The 12,781-nt window shown below is 53.1% G+C and carries 13 protein-coding genes and 1 pseudogene; 10 read left to right on the top strand and 4 right to left on the bottom strand.

The genetic code is table 11. The features are described from left to right. Both ACLQ7H_RS23430 and ACLQ7H_RS23435 read left to right on the top strand, forming a co-directional pair. A pseudogene (locus tag ACLQ7H_RS23430) lies at positions 1-204 on the top strand (LysR family transcriptional regulator); the annotation flags it as partial. A 300-nt stretch (positions 205-504) separates the two neighbouring features. After that, positions 505-1,272: an OB-fold protein gene (locus ACLQ7H_RS23435; protein ID WP_411754736.1), complete on the top strand. Its 768-nt coding sequence runs from the start codon at positions 505-507 to the stop codon at positions 1,270-1,272. 191 nt (positions 1,273-1,463) lie between these two features. On the opposite strand, the gene ACLQ7H_RS23440 is transcribed toward ACLQ7H_RS23435, so the two are convergent. The 3 genes from ACLQ7H_RS23440 to ACLQ7H_RS23450 all read right to left on the bottom strand — a co-directional run bounded on the left by ACLQ7H_RS23440 (position 1,464) and on the right by ACLQ7H_RS23450 (position 3,774). After that, entirely contained in the window at positions 1,464-2,237 is a 774-nt protein-coding gene (locus ACLQ7H_RS23440; RefSeq protein ID WP_411754737.1) for a MipA/OmpV family protein, read from the bottom strand. 100 nt (positions 2,238-2,337) lie between these two features. Then, positions 2,338-3,132 carry a type II CAAX prenyl endopeptidase Rce1 family protein gene (locus tag ACLQ7H_RS23445; protein ID WP_411754738.1) on the bottom strand — a complete coding sequence of 265 codons (795 nt, stop codon included), beginning with the start codon at positions 3,130-3,132 and terminating at the stop codon, positions 2,338-2,340. A gap of 3 nt (positions 3,133-3,135) precedes the next feature. Next, positions 3,136-3,774: a TetR/AcrR family transcriptional regulator gene (locus ACLQ7H_RS23450; protein WP_411754739.1), complete on the bottom strand. Its 639-nt coding sequence runs from the start codon at positions 3,772-3,774 to the stop codon at positions 3,136-3,138. Positions 3,775-4,355: 581 nt separating this feature from the next. Here ACLQ7H_RS23450 and nrfA point away from each other — a divergent pair. From nrfA to ACLQ7H_RS23485, 7 genes are all read left to right on the top strand, one after another. Next, positions 4,356-5,747, top strand: coding sequence for an ammonia-forming nitrite reductase cytochrome c552 subunit (gene nrfA, locus ACLQ7H_RS23455; RefSeq protein WP_411754748.1), 1,392 nt, complete (start codon positions 4,356-4,358; stop codon positions 5,745-5,747). Positions 5,748-5,789: 42 nt separating this feature from the next. Further along, positions 5,790-6,359 carry a cytochrome c nitrite reductase pentaheme subunit gene (nrfB, locus tag ACLQ7H_RS23460; RefSeq protein ID WP_411754740.1) on the top strand — a complete coding sequence of 190 codons (570 nt, stop codon included), beginning with the start codon at positions 5,790-5,792 and terminating at the stop codon, positions 6,357-6,359. After that, positions 6,356-7,027 carry a cytochrome c nitrite reductase Fe-S protein gene (nrfC, locus tag ACLQ7H_RS23465; RefSeq protein ID WP_411754741.1) on the top strand — a complete coding sequence of 224 codons (672 nt, stop codon included), beginning with the start codon at positions 6,356-6,358 and terminating at the stop codon, positions 7,025-7,027. The genes nrfB and nrfC overlap by 4 nt, the downstream gene beginning before the upstream one ends. Next, a complete protein-coding gene (gene nrfD, locus ACLQ7H_RS23470; RefSeq protein ID WP_411754742.1) occupies positions 7,024-7,971 on the top strand; it encodes a cytochrome c nitrite reductase subunit NrfD in 948 nt (315 codons plus the stop codon). Before nrfC ends, nrfD begins: the two co-directional genes overlap by 4 nt. 216 nt (positions 7,972-8,187) lie before the next feature. Then, entirely contained in the window at positions 8,188-9,885 is a 1,698-nt protein-coding gene (nrfE, locus tag ACLQ7H_RS23475) for a heme lyase NrfEFG subunit NrfE (protein WP_411754743.1), read from the top strand. Further along, entirely contained in the window at positions 9,873-10,259 is a 387-nt protein-coding gene (locus tag ACLQ7H_RS23480; RefSeq protein ID WP_411754744.1) for a cytochrome c-type biogenesis protein CcmH, read from the top strand. The genes nrfE and ACLQ7H_RS23480 overlap by 13 nt, the downstream gene beginning before the upstream one ends. After that, the gene (locus ACLQ7H_RS23485; protein WP_411754745.1) at positions 10,256-10,837 is read left to right on the top strand and encodes a heme lyase NrfEFG subunit NrfG; all 582 of its coding nucleotides are present in this window, start codon (positions 10,256-10,258) and stop codon (positions 10,835-10,837) included. Before ACLQ7H_RS23480 ends, ACLQ7H_RS23485 begins: the two co-directional genes overlap by 4 nt. A 206-nt stretch (positions 10,838-11,043) precedes the next feature. Here the strand turns inward: ACLQ7H_RS23485 and ACLQ7H_RS23490 are convergent, their stop codons facing one another. Further along, entirely contained in the window at positions 11,044-11,532 is a 489-nt protein-coding gene (locus tag ACLQ7H_RS23490) for a YbaK/prolyl-tRNA synthetase associated domain-containing protein (RefSeq protein WP_411754746.1), read from the bottom strand. Positions 11,533-11,694: 162 nt separating this feature from the next. Between ACLQ7H_RS23490 and ACLQ7H_RS23495 the strand changes: the two genes are divergently transcribed. After that, complete coding sequence (locus ACLQ7H_RS23495; RefSeq protein WP_411754747.1) at positions 11,695-12,627, top strand: DMT family transporter; 933 nt, start codon at positions 11,695-11,697, stop codon at positions 12,625-12,627. Positions 12,628-12,781: the final 154 nt, after the last annotated feature.

Below are 12,781 nucleotides of genomic sequence, written 5' to 3' on the forward strand. Positions count from 1 at the left end.
TTCTTACCGGAATATATGGCGCGTGAGCCGGTAGCGGAAGGGCTATTGGCTACCCGTGCCATTCATAACCCACGGCAGGATTCCAGTATGTTGCTGGCGACGCAGCATGCGGCAACCGGGCAGGTCACCCAGTGGATCAAAAAGCAGTTCGCTCCGGGGGGAGTGCTGACTGGGATTTATGGGGATTTGCTTTACCGGGAGTGATGTGGGTAGCTGACTAAATTTGGCTTATGAGAAGGCAAACGCTGACGCCGGTTTTTGATTTTTTAATTTTAAACATCAAAATGATGCCCAAATTATACTCTCCCAACCTATGCGCCACAAAAAACGAGATAACGGCAACTGATTTCTGTATCAACAGGTGCTAGCATATTGGAAAATGTTAACCTTGGGATAGAGGAAGTGAAGAACAAGCTAATAGCCGCAGCCTGTTTGGCATTTTCATCAGCAGCGTTAGCGGCCGGCTGGGTTGCGTCATACAAAATCAATTAAGGGCCTTAAAGGATGAAAAAACTGATTGTATTATTGGTGCTGGCAAGTAGTAGCGTTTTCGCTCAGGATGCTGTGACATTAAAACCAGCAAATCAAGCTGGATTAAATGTGTTTAGCCGCCTTACGATGGATGATGATTCTGCTGCGTTTCTTAAGGGGGGGGAAGCTGTTATTGGGCAGTCCATCGTGGACACAACGGCAAACCAATTAATTGTTGACTATCAAAACAATGAGTTGGTATCTGATGAAAAATACAAGGATGGGCTGGTCAGGATTAAAACGGTTGCCAGCGCTATTAAATCGGACTCTAGTGGTAGAACAGTCATTGTTGCCAATGGTAAAAATAATAGTGCTGTTTACCTCTATGCCAATAAAAAAGATGACAAGATGCGACATCTAAAAAAAGGCAGTGAAATAGATTTTATCTGTTACGGTGAGGGTCTTGAGTCGAATAGGCCAGTATTAGGTCGTTGTGAATTCGCATCAGAATTTGTTAAAAAGGTTGTTAAAAAAGTCATTAATAATATCAGTCGCGCATCCGAAGATAATTATAAGCCACAGTCAATGACTGAGATGACGATATTATATACCTATAAAATATATGAGCATCGACTTGGTCCTGCATGTTTAAAATCCCAGCATGAATGTAGGGTAGCGTATGGTTTAGCTGAGGATGATAAGGGAAAAGCACAAAGTGACTATAGCGCGAAAGTGATGAAAATAGTCGCTGACAATAAGGAGCAGTACCAAGACTTACTGCTTCTACCAGAAATTAACTAAATGTGCCTTATGCCTTTTTTTACACCACCGGCATTACCGTCATCAGCGCTCTGCTGGTGACTATTCAAAAACGGTTTGGCTAACCAGCAAACTGCACCTCATTGTGGATTATCAACCGCTTAAGGTGCAGTTTGTTATGGCGAGCTTAGTTTTTCCCCTTAAATAGAAGCAGGGATTTAATGGCTGGTTTATCAGAAGCTATACAAAACGCCGGCCACTGCGTTGACACTATAATCACGATCGGTCATCGGGCTATCTTTCACCGTGTCGCTCATCTGCTCATTAAATCCCATCAGGAACAGCTGCCAGTCGTTATTAATAGCATAATAGCTGGCGAGTGAAATATAAGATGTGACGCCACTTTTCGCCCGGTATTGTTGCATCCCGCTGCGTTGTGACTCCCGTTCGCTGATACCAAAATAGTAATTATTGAAGGCGCGGTTTTGCCAGCGCATACCGAAGCCGGGTACCAGTTGCAACTTGCCAAACTGGAAGCGGTACTGATAGCCAACATCGGCAATTACGCCGTCGCTATAGCCCAGCACGTCGGTTGCAATATCAGCGTTAAGGCTCCCCCAATCGGCATGATACTGATAACCGATGCCTGCCATGGCAGTGGCTCGCCGCTTATCCAGCTTTTTCATCGCCGGGTCGTCGCTATCCGCAGGTTTAAAGCTTAGCGGGGAGTAGTTAACCGCCAAATGTAGATTGTGGCTCTCGGAACTCAGTAGATTAATGCCGATCCCTTGGCCGTTAATAAAAAACTGCTCTCCTTGATAAGTCAAAATCGGTAGCGGTATATATTGTGCATCATAATTGCGATAGGGTAACTGCTCTGCCAGAACGCCAGCGCCTACCGACCAGTCGCCAGCATACGCATTGCCCGTTAATAATATAGTCGCCAGTGAGAGCGGTTTAACCATTAAAAATGACGTGCGAGTAGATAAAAAAGAATAATCCATCATGATAAATCTCCCAGAGTTAGGTCAAAAGGTTGCCATCAGCTGCTAATGAGCCGATAACTGAAATTAAATTCTTATTAAGGCGTTAATAAATTAAGAGTGCTTACTCTTTGAAAAACAGCTCCTGTTCAATGGCGATAAGTAAGGTGGCTATCAGCAATAATAGGGCAGTCCAGATACATTTGGTCAGCGGTGCAACCTGCATAAGCTCTGCCGCCATTACCAGGGTAAAGTGAAATAAAATGGCCGCCGGAATGCTACGCTGACAACGATAGTAGAACCAGTTGGCCAGCACGGCGGCAGGAAACATGCTGATAAAGAAGTTGGTAACGTATATTCCCCCGGCCTGCCATAGTTGATGCTGATAGGTGTCTGCAATAAAGAATAAGGGTAAATGCCAGAGTGCCCATAGCCCAAAGAAGATCAACGAGGTGGGCAGCAGCATTGGCCAACGGCCTCTCAAGCTATCGACGCCATAACCGCGCCAGCCCAGTTCCTCCAGTATTGAAGCGATCAGTGCCAGCGGTAGCATGGGCAGAAAACCGCTGGAAAAAGCAAACTGGGCGGTCCCCAAGCCTAGCGGCACCGACAGCCAAATGGCCATCAGTAACGGCAGCAGGATTAACCCCAACATGGTTAGCGTGCGGCCCAGCGTTATCCCTGCCAAAGAAAATACTCTGCTGCGAATATCCCTCCATAACCGCCGACCTTTGGCCGTCCCTATCATTACCCCTGTTGCCAGGGCTGGGCCAAGTAATCCCAGCAGTGCCACAAATAGCGTCGACTGTTGCCTATCCGGTAAATGGCTCAGATAGGCTGCGAGGGTCCACGGTAACCATGAAAACGCAAAAACCAGACCAAAAAAGCGTAGCGGAGAATAACGGATTACCGGGATCATCGCTTATTCCTCTCCTTGGATGCTGGCTCCTAAAACGGCGGCAAAAGACCCGGCAACGGCACCGAAGGCGCGCTCGATCAGCAGCAGCATGGCCTGCATACGCGCGGCTTGCTCTTCAGGCGTCCAGCTAAACATCTGGTGGCCGAACAGGAACAGCGAACCGGCGAGAATGAACTGTACCGTTGATAGCGGATCATCAACCTGAAAAACGCCTTCCTGGTTTCCCTGCTCGACCACTGCCGCAAGAATTGACCCAAAGGCCAACACCGTTTCAATATTGCTGCGCTCATGCAAGGCGCGGTTCTCAGGGCGGTGTAAGTCTTCAACCAAAGCCTGCCCGGCTTCTACGGTTTGATTCTGCGCGGCGATGATGGCGCAGAACTTTTCAATCGCCCCCAGTTGCGGATCGTCGGCAATGATTTGTGAGCGGGCAACCATCTCGGCACACAGTTGCTGTGCCAGCGCCGCCAGTACCTCATCCTTGGATTTGAAGTAGTAATAAAACGTCCCCTTGGCGATGCCTGCGCTGCGGACGATGGAGTCAACAGAGGTCGACTCATAGCCGATTTCCTGAAACAACTCGCTCGCCGCCTGCAAAATTTCAGCCCGGCGCACCTCTGGCGTTTTCACTGTACGTACCATAATTAATCCCTCTTTTGCGTATGGAGTAGCGCTACGGTATTCATTGACTGACGGTCAGTCAATTAAAAAATGCCGTTTTTTGCAGGCAGTAAAATTGACTGATGGAAGAGGTCGGGATAGGTGATGAAGCGATTAACGACCTGTGGTGGTTTCCACCCTTGTGGGTATAGTCCACTTCCTGATGGCCGGGTGGCCAAGCTACAGATTAACCCCTGTACCTGAACGTAGCACTGGACTGGCTCCCTCTCCTTTTTGGGGAGAGGGTTGGGGTGAGGGGGAGCACTGAGCACTCGTCTTAATTTCGGTCATCCACCGAAATCGTTATCTATCAATAACTAAATAGAGTTAGTTCGAGTTTGCGCTGCCTCGCAAAATTCAATCAACAACTTGGCAACCCATCAGAACTTGACCAAAGACAACATTTTTCGTGTGGTCTATGGTATCCCTACGCACGGTGTGATGTCGAAAATATGTTCTAACAAGAACTCAACTATTAATAAAAGCACTGCTCTCAAGCAGGCAAAACGGATGGGATGCTTATGAATAAGGTAAGCAAGTTATTGATGCTATTTCTGGCAGGGATGTACGCGGTTTTTCTGCCTTTTTCGGCCCAGGCAGATGCGACACCTGCCGTCACGCCGCAGAAGGTTGAAGCCAAGAATGAAACCTTCTCTGCACCTCACCCCGACCAATATAAGTCCTGGCAGGCGACCTCTGAGCAGTCCGATCGGGTAGATGCTTTGGCTGGCGACCCGCGCCTGGTCATTCTCTGGGCCGGGTACCCGTTCGCCAAGGATTACAACAAGCCGCGTGGGCATGCCTATGCCATAACGGATATCCGTGAATCCTTGCGCACCGGCGCACCAAAAACGGCAGAAGATGGTCCGTTGCCGATGGCCTGCTGGAGCTGTAAAAGCCCGGACGTCGCCAGGGTGATCGCCGAACAGGGCGAAGCGAGCTATTTCCATGGCAAATGGGCGCGTGGCGGGCCGGAAATCGTCAATAATCTCGGCTGTGCGGATTGCCACAATACCGCTTCCGCTGATTTTGCCGCCGGTAAACCTGCGCTGCACCTTTCCCGCCCTTACGCGGCTCGTGCCATGCAGACGATCGGTAAGCCGTTTGATCAGGCTGGCCGCTTCGATCAGCAATCGATGGTGTGTGGGCAGTGCCACGTTGAGTACTACTTCGATGGTAAAGACAAAGCGGTGAAATTCCCTTGGGACAAGGGCACCACGGTCGATGACATGGAAGTGTATTACGACAATATCGAATTCTCCGACTGGACCAACCCGCTGTCCAAGACGCCAATGCTGAAAGCCCAGCACCCGGAATATGAAACCTGGCGCGAAGGTATCCACGGCAAAAACAACGTCACCTGTATCGACTGCCATATGCCGAAAGTGCAAAACGCCGAAGGCAAGATCTATACCGATCACAAAATTGGCAACCCGTTCGATAACTTCGATCAAACCTGTAAGAACTGCCACACCCAGGATAAAGCCAGCCTGCAGGCGGTGGTGGAAAAACGTAAGCAGGATATCAACGAGATCAAGCTGAAGGTTGAAGACCAACTGGTACACGCGCACTTTGAGGCGAAAGCGGCTTGGGATGCCGGTGCCACCGAAGCCGAGATGAAACCGATCCTGACCCACATCCGTCATGCGCAATGGCGCTGGGATTATTCCATTGCTTCCCACGGTATTCAAATGCATGCGCCAGAAGTTGCATTGCGCATTTTGGGCACCGCGCTCGATCAGGCAGCACAGGCTCGTACTCAGTTGATCCGTCTGTTAGCGACCAAGGGCATCACCACCGAAGTCAAGTTGCCGGACATTTCCACCAAGGAAAAGGCCCAGTTGGCACTGGGTATGGATATGCCACAGTTGAATGCCGAAAAGCAGGAATTCCTCAAAACGGTCGTTCCCCAGTGGGATGAACAGGCACGTAAAACCGGGCTGTTAGGCAAATAACCCCTCCGCCCCGTGCGCGGGGCGTAAATAAATGGAGTCAATATGAGCGTACTACGTTCGTTATTAACTACCGGGGTGCTTGCTTGTAGCCTTTGGCTGACAGTATTACCGGTATCGGCCCAGACCGACAGCCCCGCTGTTCAACAGAAATCGGCGGAAATCACCTTGCAACGTAATCCGGATGAGGCCTGCCTGCGCTGCCACAAGCCGCAACAGAATGCGATGCACGGTAAACATGCGGGAGCCGTTAACCCGAATAACAAATTGCCGCTGACCTGCACCAACTGTCACGGTTCACCTTCGCTGCATCACCGTGAGGGCGTGAAAGATGTGATGCGTTTCAACGAGCCGATGTTCGGTGTGGAACAGCAAAACAGCGTTTGCATGTCCTGCCACTTGCCAGAGACGTTGCAAAAAGCCTTCTGGCCACACGATGTGCATTTGGCCAAGGTGAGCTGCGCCAGCTGCCATACGTTGCACCCGCAGCAAGATAAGGTACAAGGGCTGAACGACAAGGGGCGGATCAAGCTCTGCGTGGACTGCCACCGTCAACAACAGGATGATCCCGCGTTTAATCCAGCGTCCGTAAGGCTGGATAAGGGGCAGCCATGAGCTGCTCACGGCGCCGTTTTATCGTAGGCATTGGCGTGTTGGCGGCTGGCTCGACCCTGGCGGAAAAGCTGCTGGCGCGTACCATGAACGTCAATGGCATCCGTTACGGCATGATCCACGATGAGTCGCGTTGCATCGGCTGTACCGCCTGTATCGATGCTTGCCGCGAAGTCAATCAGGTGCCAGTGGGCGTTTCACGCCTGGAGATTATCCGTAGCGAACCGATAGGCCAATTTCCGGACGTGAAGTACCGGTTTTTCCGCCATTCGTGCCAGCATTGCGATGATGCTCCCTGTGTGCATGTCTGCCCAACCGGGGCCTCGTTTATCGATGCCGCCAGCGGCATTGTCGATGTGAACCCGGATCTCTGTGTCGGTTGCCAATACTGCATCGCTGCGTGCCCTTACCAGGTCCGCTTTATTCATCCGGTGAGCAAAACGGCAGATAAGTGCGATTTTTGCCGCAAGACCAACCTGCGTCAGGGCAAGCAACCAGCCTGCGTATTGTCGTGCCCAACCAAAGCATTAACCTTTGGCAATCTCGACGATCCACTCAGTGATATTTCGCGTCTGTTGCAGCAAAAGACCACTTATCGCTACAAGATAGCCTTAGGGACCCGGCCAAAAATGTATCGCGTGCCGTTTAAATATGGGGAGACAAGTCAATGACTTCTGCCTTTCATTTTGACTCTCTGGTCTGGGACTGGCCGATTGCGATTTACCTGTTCCTGATCGGCATCTCCGCCGGTTTGGTCACCCTGGCTATCCTGTTGCGCCGCTATCATCCAGAGGAAGGCGCCTCCAACAGCCGGGTGATGTTGACCACGCTGTTTATCGCGCCAACCTCGGTCATGCTTGGGCTGGTGATCTTGATCTTCCACCTGACCCGTCCGTGGACCTTCTGGAAACTGATGTTCCACTATAGCGTCACCTCGGTGATGTCGATGGGGGTAATGCTGTTCCAGGTCTACATGGTGGTGCTGGTGGTCTGGCTGGCGTTGATCTTCCGTGACGAGGTAGCGGCGTTACAACAGCGTTGGTTGCCAAAGTTCGCGGCGATCCCACGCCTGCTGCAGCGCTTGCTGCCGCTGTTGCGGCCAATAGAAACGGTGATGCTGGTGTTGGCGGTGCTGTTGGGGGCTTATACCGGCTTCCTGCTTTCGGCGCTGAAGTCCTACCCGATGCTGAATAACCCATTGTTACCGGTGCTGTTCCTGTTCTCGGGCATTTCGTCTGGGATCGCCGTGGCATTGCTGGTGGCGGCCTTCGGGCCGAAAGGCCATCTGCACAGCCGGGAAGTGCATTTCCTGCATCGCCTGGAGACGCCGGTGGTGTGGCTGGAGATCTTCCTGCTGGCGGCATTCTTCATCGGCCTGTGGCTGGGTGATGACGGCAAGCTCCGTGCCTTGTCGGCCGCGCTTGGCGGTGGATTCTGGTCCTGGTGGTTCTGGTTGGGGGTTGTTGGTTGCGGGCTGATTATGCCATTGCTGCTGAAAGCTCTGGGCTGGGGGAAAGCGCATTTCCATATCCTGTTGATCAGCGGCGCAAGCCTGTGTGGCGTGCTGTTGCTGCGTTATTTTATTCTGTATGCCGGGCAGATGACGGTGGCCTGAGTGCTTACCCGTCGTCTTTCAAGCCGCAGCGTTGTTACCTGCACTTGCCCACCCCGGTCACTTACGAAAAGTAAGCTCCTGGGGATGAACAAGCTTGTCGCCTGGTAGTGCTGTACAAGGATGTACGAATGCCGAGAGCGCAGGGATGCGCATGAGCGGCCGACTTGAAATCCATAGGGTAGAGCAGGACAGATAGAAGAGAATAAGGCGGTAGATGTGTTGTGGTTACCCGAACTGGGATTTATAGCGTTATTGCTGGCCTGCACGGCGTCGCTGCTGCTGGCTGGCATCACGCTGTTGGCGTTTAACGATCGCCGTTGGGGTGGGCTGTTGCCAGTACGTGGCTGGAGCCTGGGCATTTTTGTGTTAATCGCACTGTCTTTCGCCATTCTGCTACAGCTGTTTTTGCGTAATGACTTCTCGGTCATGTATGTAGCGCAACATGGTCACAGCCAGTTGCCACCGCTGATGAAGGCCGGGGCGCTGTGGGGCGGGCACGAAGGCTCGTTGCTGCTCTGGCTGCTGTGCCTGGCCGGTTGGTCTGCCTGCTTTGCCTTGTTCAGCCCAAAATCGGTACGCTCTTTACAGCCGCTCACGTTGGCCATTTTGGCGCTGATTGTCGGCTGTTTTCTGCTTTTCATTCTATTTTTCTCCGATCCTTTCGTTCGGCTCTTCCCCGCAGCGGTACAAGGGCGCGATTTGAATCCGATGCTGCAACATATCGGCTTGATCCTGCATCCTCCACTGCTCTATTTGGGCTATGCCGGGTTTGCCGCCTGCAGCGCTCTGATGCTGGCCGCCTTGCTGCGAGGGGAGTTTAGCGCCGAGATTGCCGGGCAGTGCCTGCGCTGGACCAAACCGGCCTGGTGTTTCCTCACCGCCGGCATCATTTTGGGGTCCTGGTGGGCTTACAGCGAACTGGGCTGGGGCGGCTGGTGGTTCTGGGATCCGGTGGAGAATGCTTCACTGCTTCCTTGGCTGACCGCGACTGCCTTGTTACACAGTTTGGCGATCGGCCAGCGTACCGGCGGATTACGCCATTGGTCGCTGTTGCTGACATTGGGCACCTTTGTCCTCAGTCTGTTGGGCACTTTGATAGTTCGCTCAGGCATTCTGGTTTCGGTGCATGCCTTTGCGCTGGATGAGCAGCGTGCTTTGCCCCTGTTTATCCTGTTTGCATTTCTTAGCGGATCGTCGTTTTTGATCTATGCCTTGCGTGCCAACCGGGGGAAAACCGTTACGTCCCCGGTGAAACCTGCGTTGCTCGGCGCGTTGTTGCTTCTCAGCTCCGCCGCCCTGATTGTGCTGGTGGGCACCTTATACCCGATGTTCTATCGGATGATGGGATGGGGGCAGATCTCGGTCGGTGCGCCTTATTTCAATCTGGTGCTGCTGCCGTTTGGACTGCTGGGGTTGGTATTGATGTGCTATGGCGGGTTTAGGCGGCGGCGCTATGCCCAGTGGATCGCTCACGCCGGAGTACTGTTGACGGCATTAGGCATCGCCAGTTCGGCGCTGCAACGCCATGAAATCAGCCTGAACGTTACCGTGGGTGAGACGATCAGCCTGGCGGGATACCAGTTTACGCTGCGCTCGGTAGATTTGCAGGCTCAGGCTAATTTCACCAGTGAACAGGCAGTGATTGAGGTTACCCAGCAAGGCAAGCCGGTGGCCCAGTTAACGCCTGAAAGGCGGTTTTACACCGCCCGCCGCCAACAGATGTTTGAGCCAGGTATCGACTGGAACGCTTTCCATGACTGGTACGTGGTGATGGGGGAAAAAAGCGGCGAGCAGCGTTATGCCATGCGTTTTTATGTGCAGACCGGCATTCGCTGGATCTGGTGGGGAGGGGCGTTAATGATGATTGGCGTGTTGGCCACCGGTTGGCAAAGGAGGCAAGCATGCGCTGGTTAACCGCTCTGCTGTTGTGGGGAAGCATCACGTTGCCGCTGGCGGCCCAGATCGTCGATACCTGGGCATTCACCTCGCCGGAAATGCAGGCGCGAGCGTTGGCAGTGGCAGGCCAGATCCGTTGCCCGCAATGCCAGAATCAGAGCCTGCTGGAGTCTAATGCCCCAGCGGCGGTCGCCATGCGCCATGAGGTGTTCGCTATGACTGAACAAGGCAAAACGCAGGCGGAAATCATGAATTTTATGACGGTACGCTACGGCAACTTTGTCCGCTACCAACCCGCATTTGAGGCCTCTACGCTGTTACTTTGGGGGCTGCCGCCGTTGATGTTAGGGGCGATCGGACTGGTGCTATGGCGGCGGAGGAAAGCGGAATGAAATCGCGTTGTTACCCTCTGCTGTTTATCGTGCTGGTGCTTGGCCTCACCGCGGGTTGGTATGTGGCCAGTGGCCGCCTGGCCACTGTGTTGGCCGAACAGCATAAGCGCAGCTTGCCAGTCCAACCGCTCACGCCTCAAGAACAGGCTGAAAGCGAGTTGCAGCAGTTACAGCAAAAAATCGACCAGTCACCGCAAGACAGCGTGTTGTGGGCACAGCTGGGGGAATATTATCTGTTTAACGATAATTTTGCCGACGCGCAGGCGGCCTATCAGCGGGCGTTGGCTCTGCGGGGGGCGAACGCTGAACTGTACTCCGCGCTGGCGACGGTGCTTTATTACCAGGCGGGGCAGCGTATTACCCCGCAGGTGGAGAGCAATCTAGAAATGGCCTTGGCACTGGATAAGGATGAGGTCTCGGCGCTGATGCTGCTGGCTGCAGATGCCTTTTTGCATACGGAATATGCCAAGGCGATAAGTTTGTGGCAACGCCTGTTGGACAGCCAGTCGTCACGGGTGAACCGGCCACAGCTGATTGAGGCCATTAATATGGCTAAACTGTTGTTAAATAATCAATAAAATTGAGCGATTGCCCCTCACCCTAACCCTCTCCCAAAGGGAGAGGGGACCCGATCAAGTGAGTCTGAAAATCCGGTGATCCACATTGGATTAGGGGACGATTGCCATTCTTCTTACGCATTACTTCCCGAAGCAGCACAGCCTGATCACGACGCCGATCAGCTCCCTCTCCTGGGGGAGAGGGTTGGGGTGAGGGGGGCCGGAGATCACTCCATGCGGACGAAATTCACCAGCCTGGGCTGAGCAATGCGCTGATAATCCCCTGTGTTAAGGATCAGCGAACGCTCCAGCGTACCAGCATTAAAGGCCAGCTCGTCAAAGCGCTCAAACAGCAGCGGGTCGGCCACCAGCAGCAAGTCCGGGTGGAAGCTGAACGGCGGGATCGCGCCAAATACGCAGTCGGTCAGTTGGTCGACTTCAACAGGGCTGGCCAGTGAGGCGCGAGTACCGCCAACACCCTGTGCCAACGCGCCGAGATCGGCCTGCTGGTCGGCGGGCAGGATGGCCAGTACGTGCTGCTTGATGCCGTTGCCCTTGACATGACACACCAACGCTTTCGCCCCTTGCCCCAACTGGGTACCGCGTATCTTGGCGACTTCTTCGGATTTCCCTGCTGTAGGGTGATCAACCACGCGATAGCGCGCCTGCTGTTGGTCAAGAAGGGAAGTTAAACGGCTAAAGGTTGCGGTAGACACGCCATGTTCTCCTGAGTTGTGATTTTCCTGCCCCCTATCATAACGCGTTGTGACGGCGAAGGGTTCAGCCAATTTATTGATTAAACCGCGGGCTATTTTTTTGTTTTGACGGATAATACGAAATTATGAAACGGGATTTTAATTTTTTGAAAGGAAAGGGGCGTGAAGACTAACCTGTCGTTGTTTACCCAGCCGAAGTTCGTCTGGCTATGTGCGGCTTTCTGCTGTTTGCTGTGGGGCAGTGCCTATCCGGCCATTAAAAATGGCTATGAAATCTTCCAGATCGCCACCGACGATCTGCCCGGCAAGATCGTGTTTGCCGGTTACCGCTTTGTGATTGCCGGGGTCTTATTGCTGCTGTTTGCCATCTCGCAGGGTAAACCCATCGGTCGTTTGTCACGGCGCCAGTATTCACATTTGGTGGTGTTAGGGAGCACGCAAACGGCGCTGCAATACGTGTTCTTCTATATCGGTCTGGCCTACACCACCGGGGTTAAAGGGTCAATCATGAACGCGACCGGCACCTTCTTTAGCGTGTTGCTGGCGCATTTCATTTATAACAACGATCGTCTTAGCATGAATAAAATCGTCGGCTGCGTGGTGGGGTTTGCCGGGGTGATGGTGGTGAACTTCAACAGTCAACTGATGGACTTCAGCTTTAGCTGGCTGGGGGACGGTTTTGTGGTGATCGCCGCGTTTATCCTTTCGGCCGCTACGCTGTATGGCAAGCGCATTTCGCAGACCGTCGATCCAACCATCATGACCGGCTGGCAACTGGCCATCGGCGGCGTGATGCTGACGGTAGGGGGATATCTGGCGGGGGGCAGGTTAGAGTTCCACGGCTGGGCATCGGTGGCGATCCTGAGCTACCTGGCGCTGCTGTCCTCGGTCGCTTTTGCGCTCTGGAGCCTGCTGCTGAAATATAATCGCGTGGGCATGATTGCGCCGTTCAACTTCCTGATCCCGGTTTCCGGCGCGGTGCTGTCGGCCATTTTCTTACAGGAAAGCATCATGGAATGGCGTTATGCCGTGGCGCTGGTGCTGGTGTGCTTTGGTATCTGGCGGGTCAACGTGGTGCGCAAAGAGGCATCGTAGGGGCGCCCGCATGCGAGTCAGATTCCATATAAATACTGTCATAATGTGAGTGGGCGAATGCCTGTGGTAGGTTTTTTTATGTTAAGTCCAGGATGACCAACATGAAAAAAACCACTCCTACACTGCACGATGCGGTATTTAAACAGTTTCTGAC

Origin of the sequence: Serratia sp. (in: enterobacteria) (genome assembly GCF_046715635.1) — a bacterium.
GTDB lineage: Bacteria > Pseudomonadota > Gammaproteobacteria > Enterobacterales > Enterobacteriaceae > Chania.

Coding starts and splice junctions, on each gene's coding strand:
- ACLQ7H_RS23435 (WP_411754736.1), top strand. CDS start 505: ATGAAAAAACTGATTGTATTATTGGTGCTGGCAAGTAGTAGCGTTTTC.
- ACLQ7H_RS23440 (WP_411754737.1), bottom strand. CDS start 2,237: ATGATGGATTATTCTTTTTTATCTACTCGCACGTCATTTTTAATGGTT.
- ACLQ7H_RS23445 (WP_411754738.1), bottom strand. CDS start 3,132: ATGATCCCGGTAATCCGTTATTCTCCGCTACGCTTTTTTGGTCTGGTT.
- ACLQ7H_RS23450 (WP_411754739.1), bottom strand. CDS start 3,774: ATGGTACGTACAGTGAAAACGCCAGAGGTGCGCCGGGCTGAAATTTTG.
- nrfA (WP_411754748.1), top strand. CDS start 4,356: ATGTACGCGGTTTTTCTGCCTTTTTCGGCCCAGGCAGATGCGACACCT.
- nrfB (WP_411754740.1), top strand. CDS start 5,790: ATGAGCGTACTACGTTCGTTATTAACTACCGGGGTGCTTGCTTGTAGC.
- nrfC (WP_411754741.1), top strand. CDS start 6,356: ATGAGCTGCTCACGGCGCCGTTTTATCGTAGGCATTGGCGTGTTGGCG.
- nrfD (WP_411754742.1), top strand. CDS start 7,024: ATGACTTCTGCCTTTCATTTTGACTCTCTGGTCTGGGACTGGCCGATT.
- ACLQ7H_RS23480 (WP_411754744.1), top strand. CDS start 9,873: ATGCGCTGGTTAACCGCTCTGCTGTTGTGGGGAAGCATCACGTTGCCG.
- ACLQ7H_RS23485 (WP_411754745.1), top strand. CDS start 10,256: ATGAAATCGCGTTGTTACCCTCTGCTGTTTATCGTGCTGGTGCTTGGC.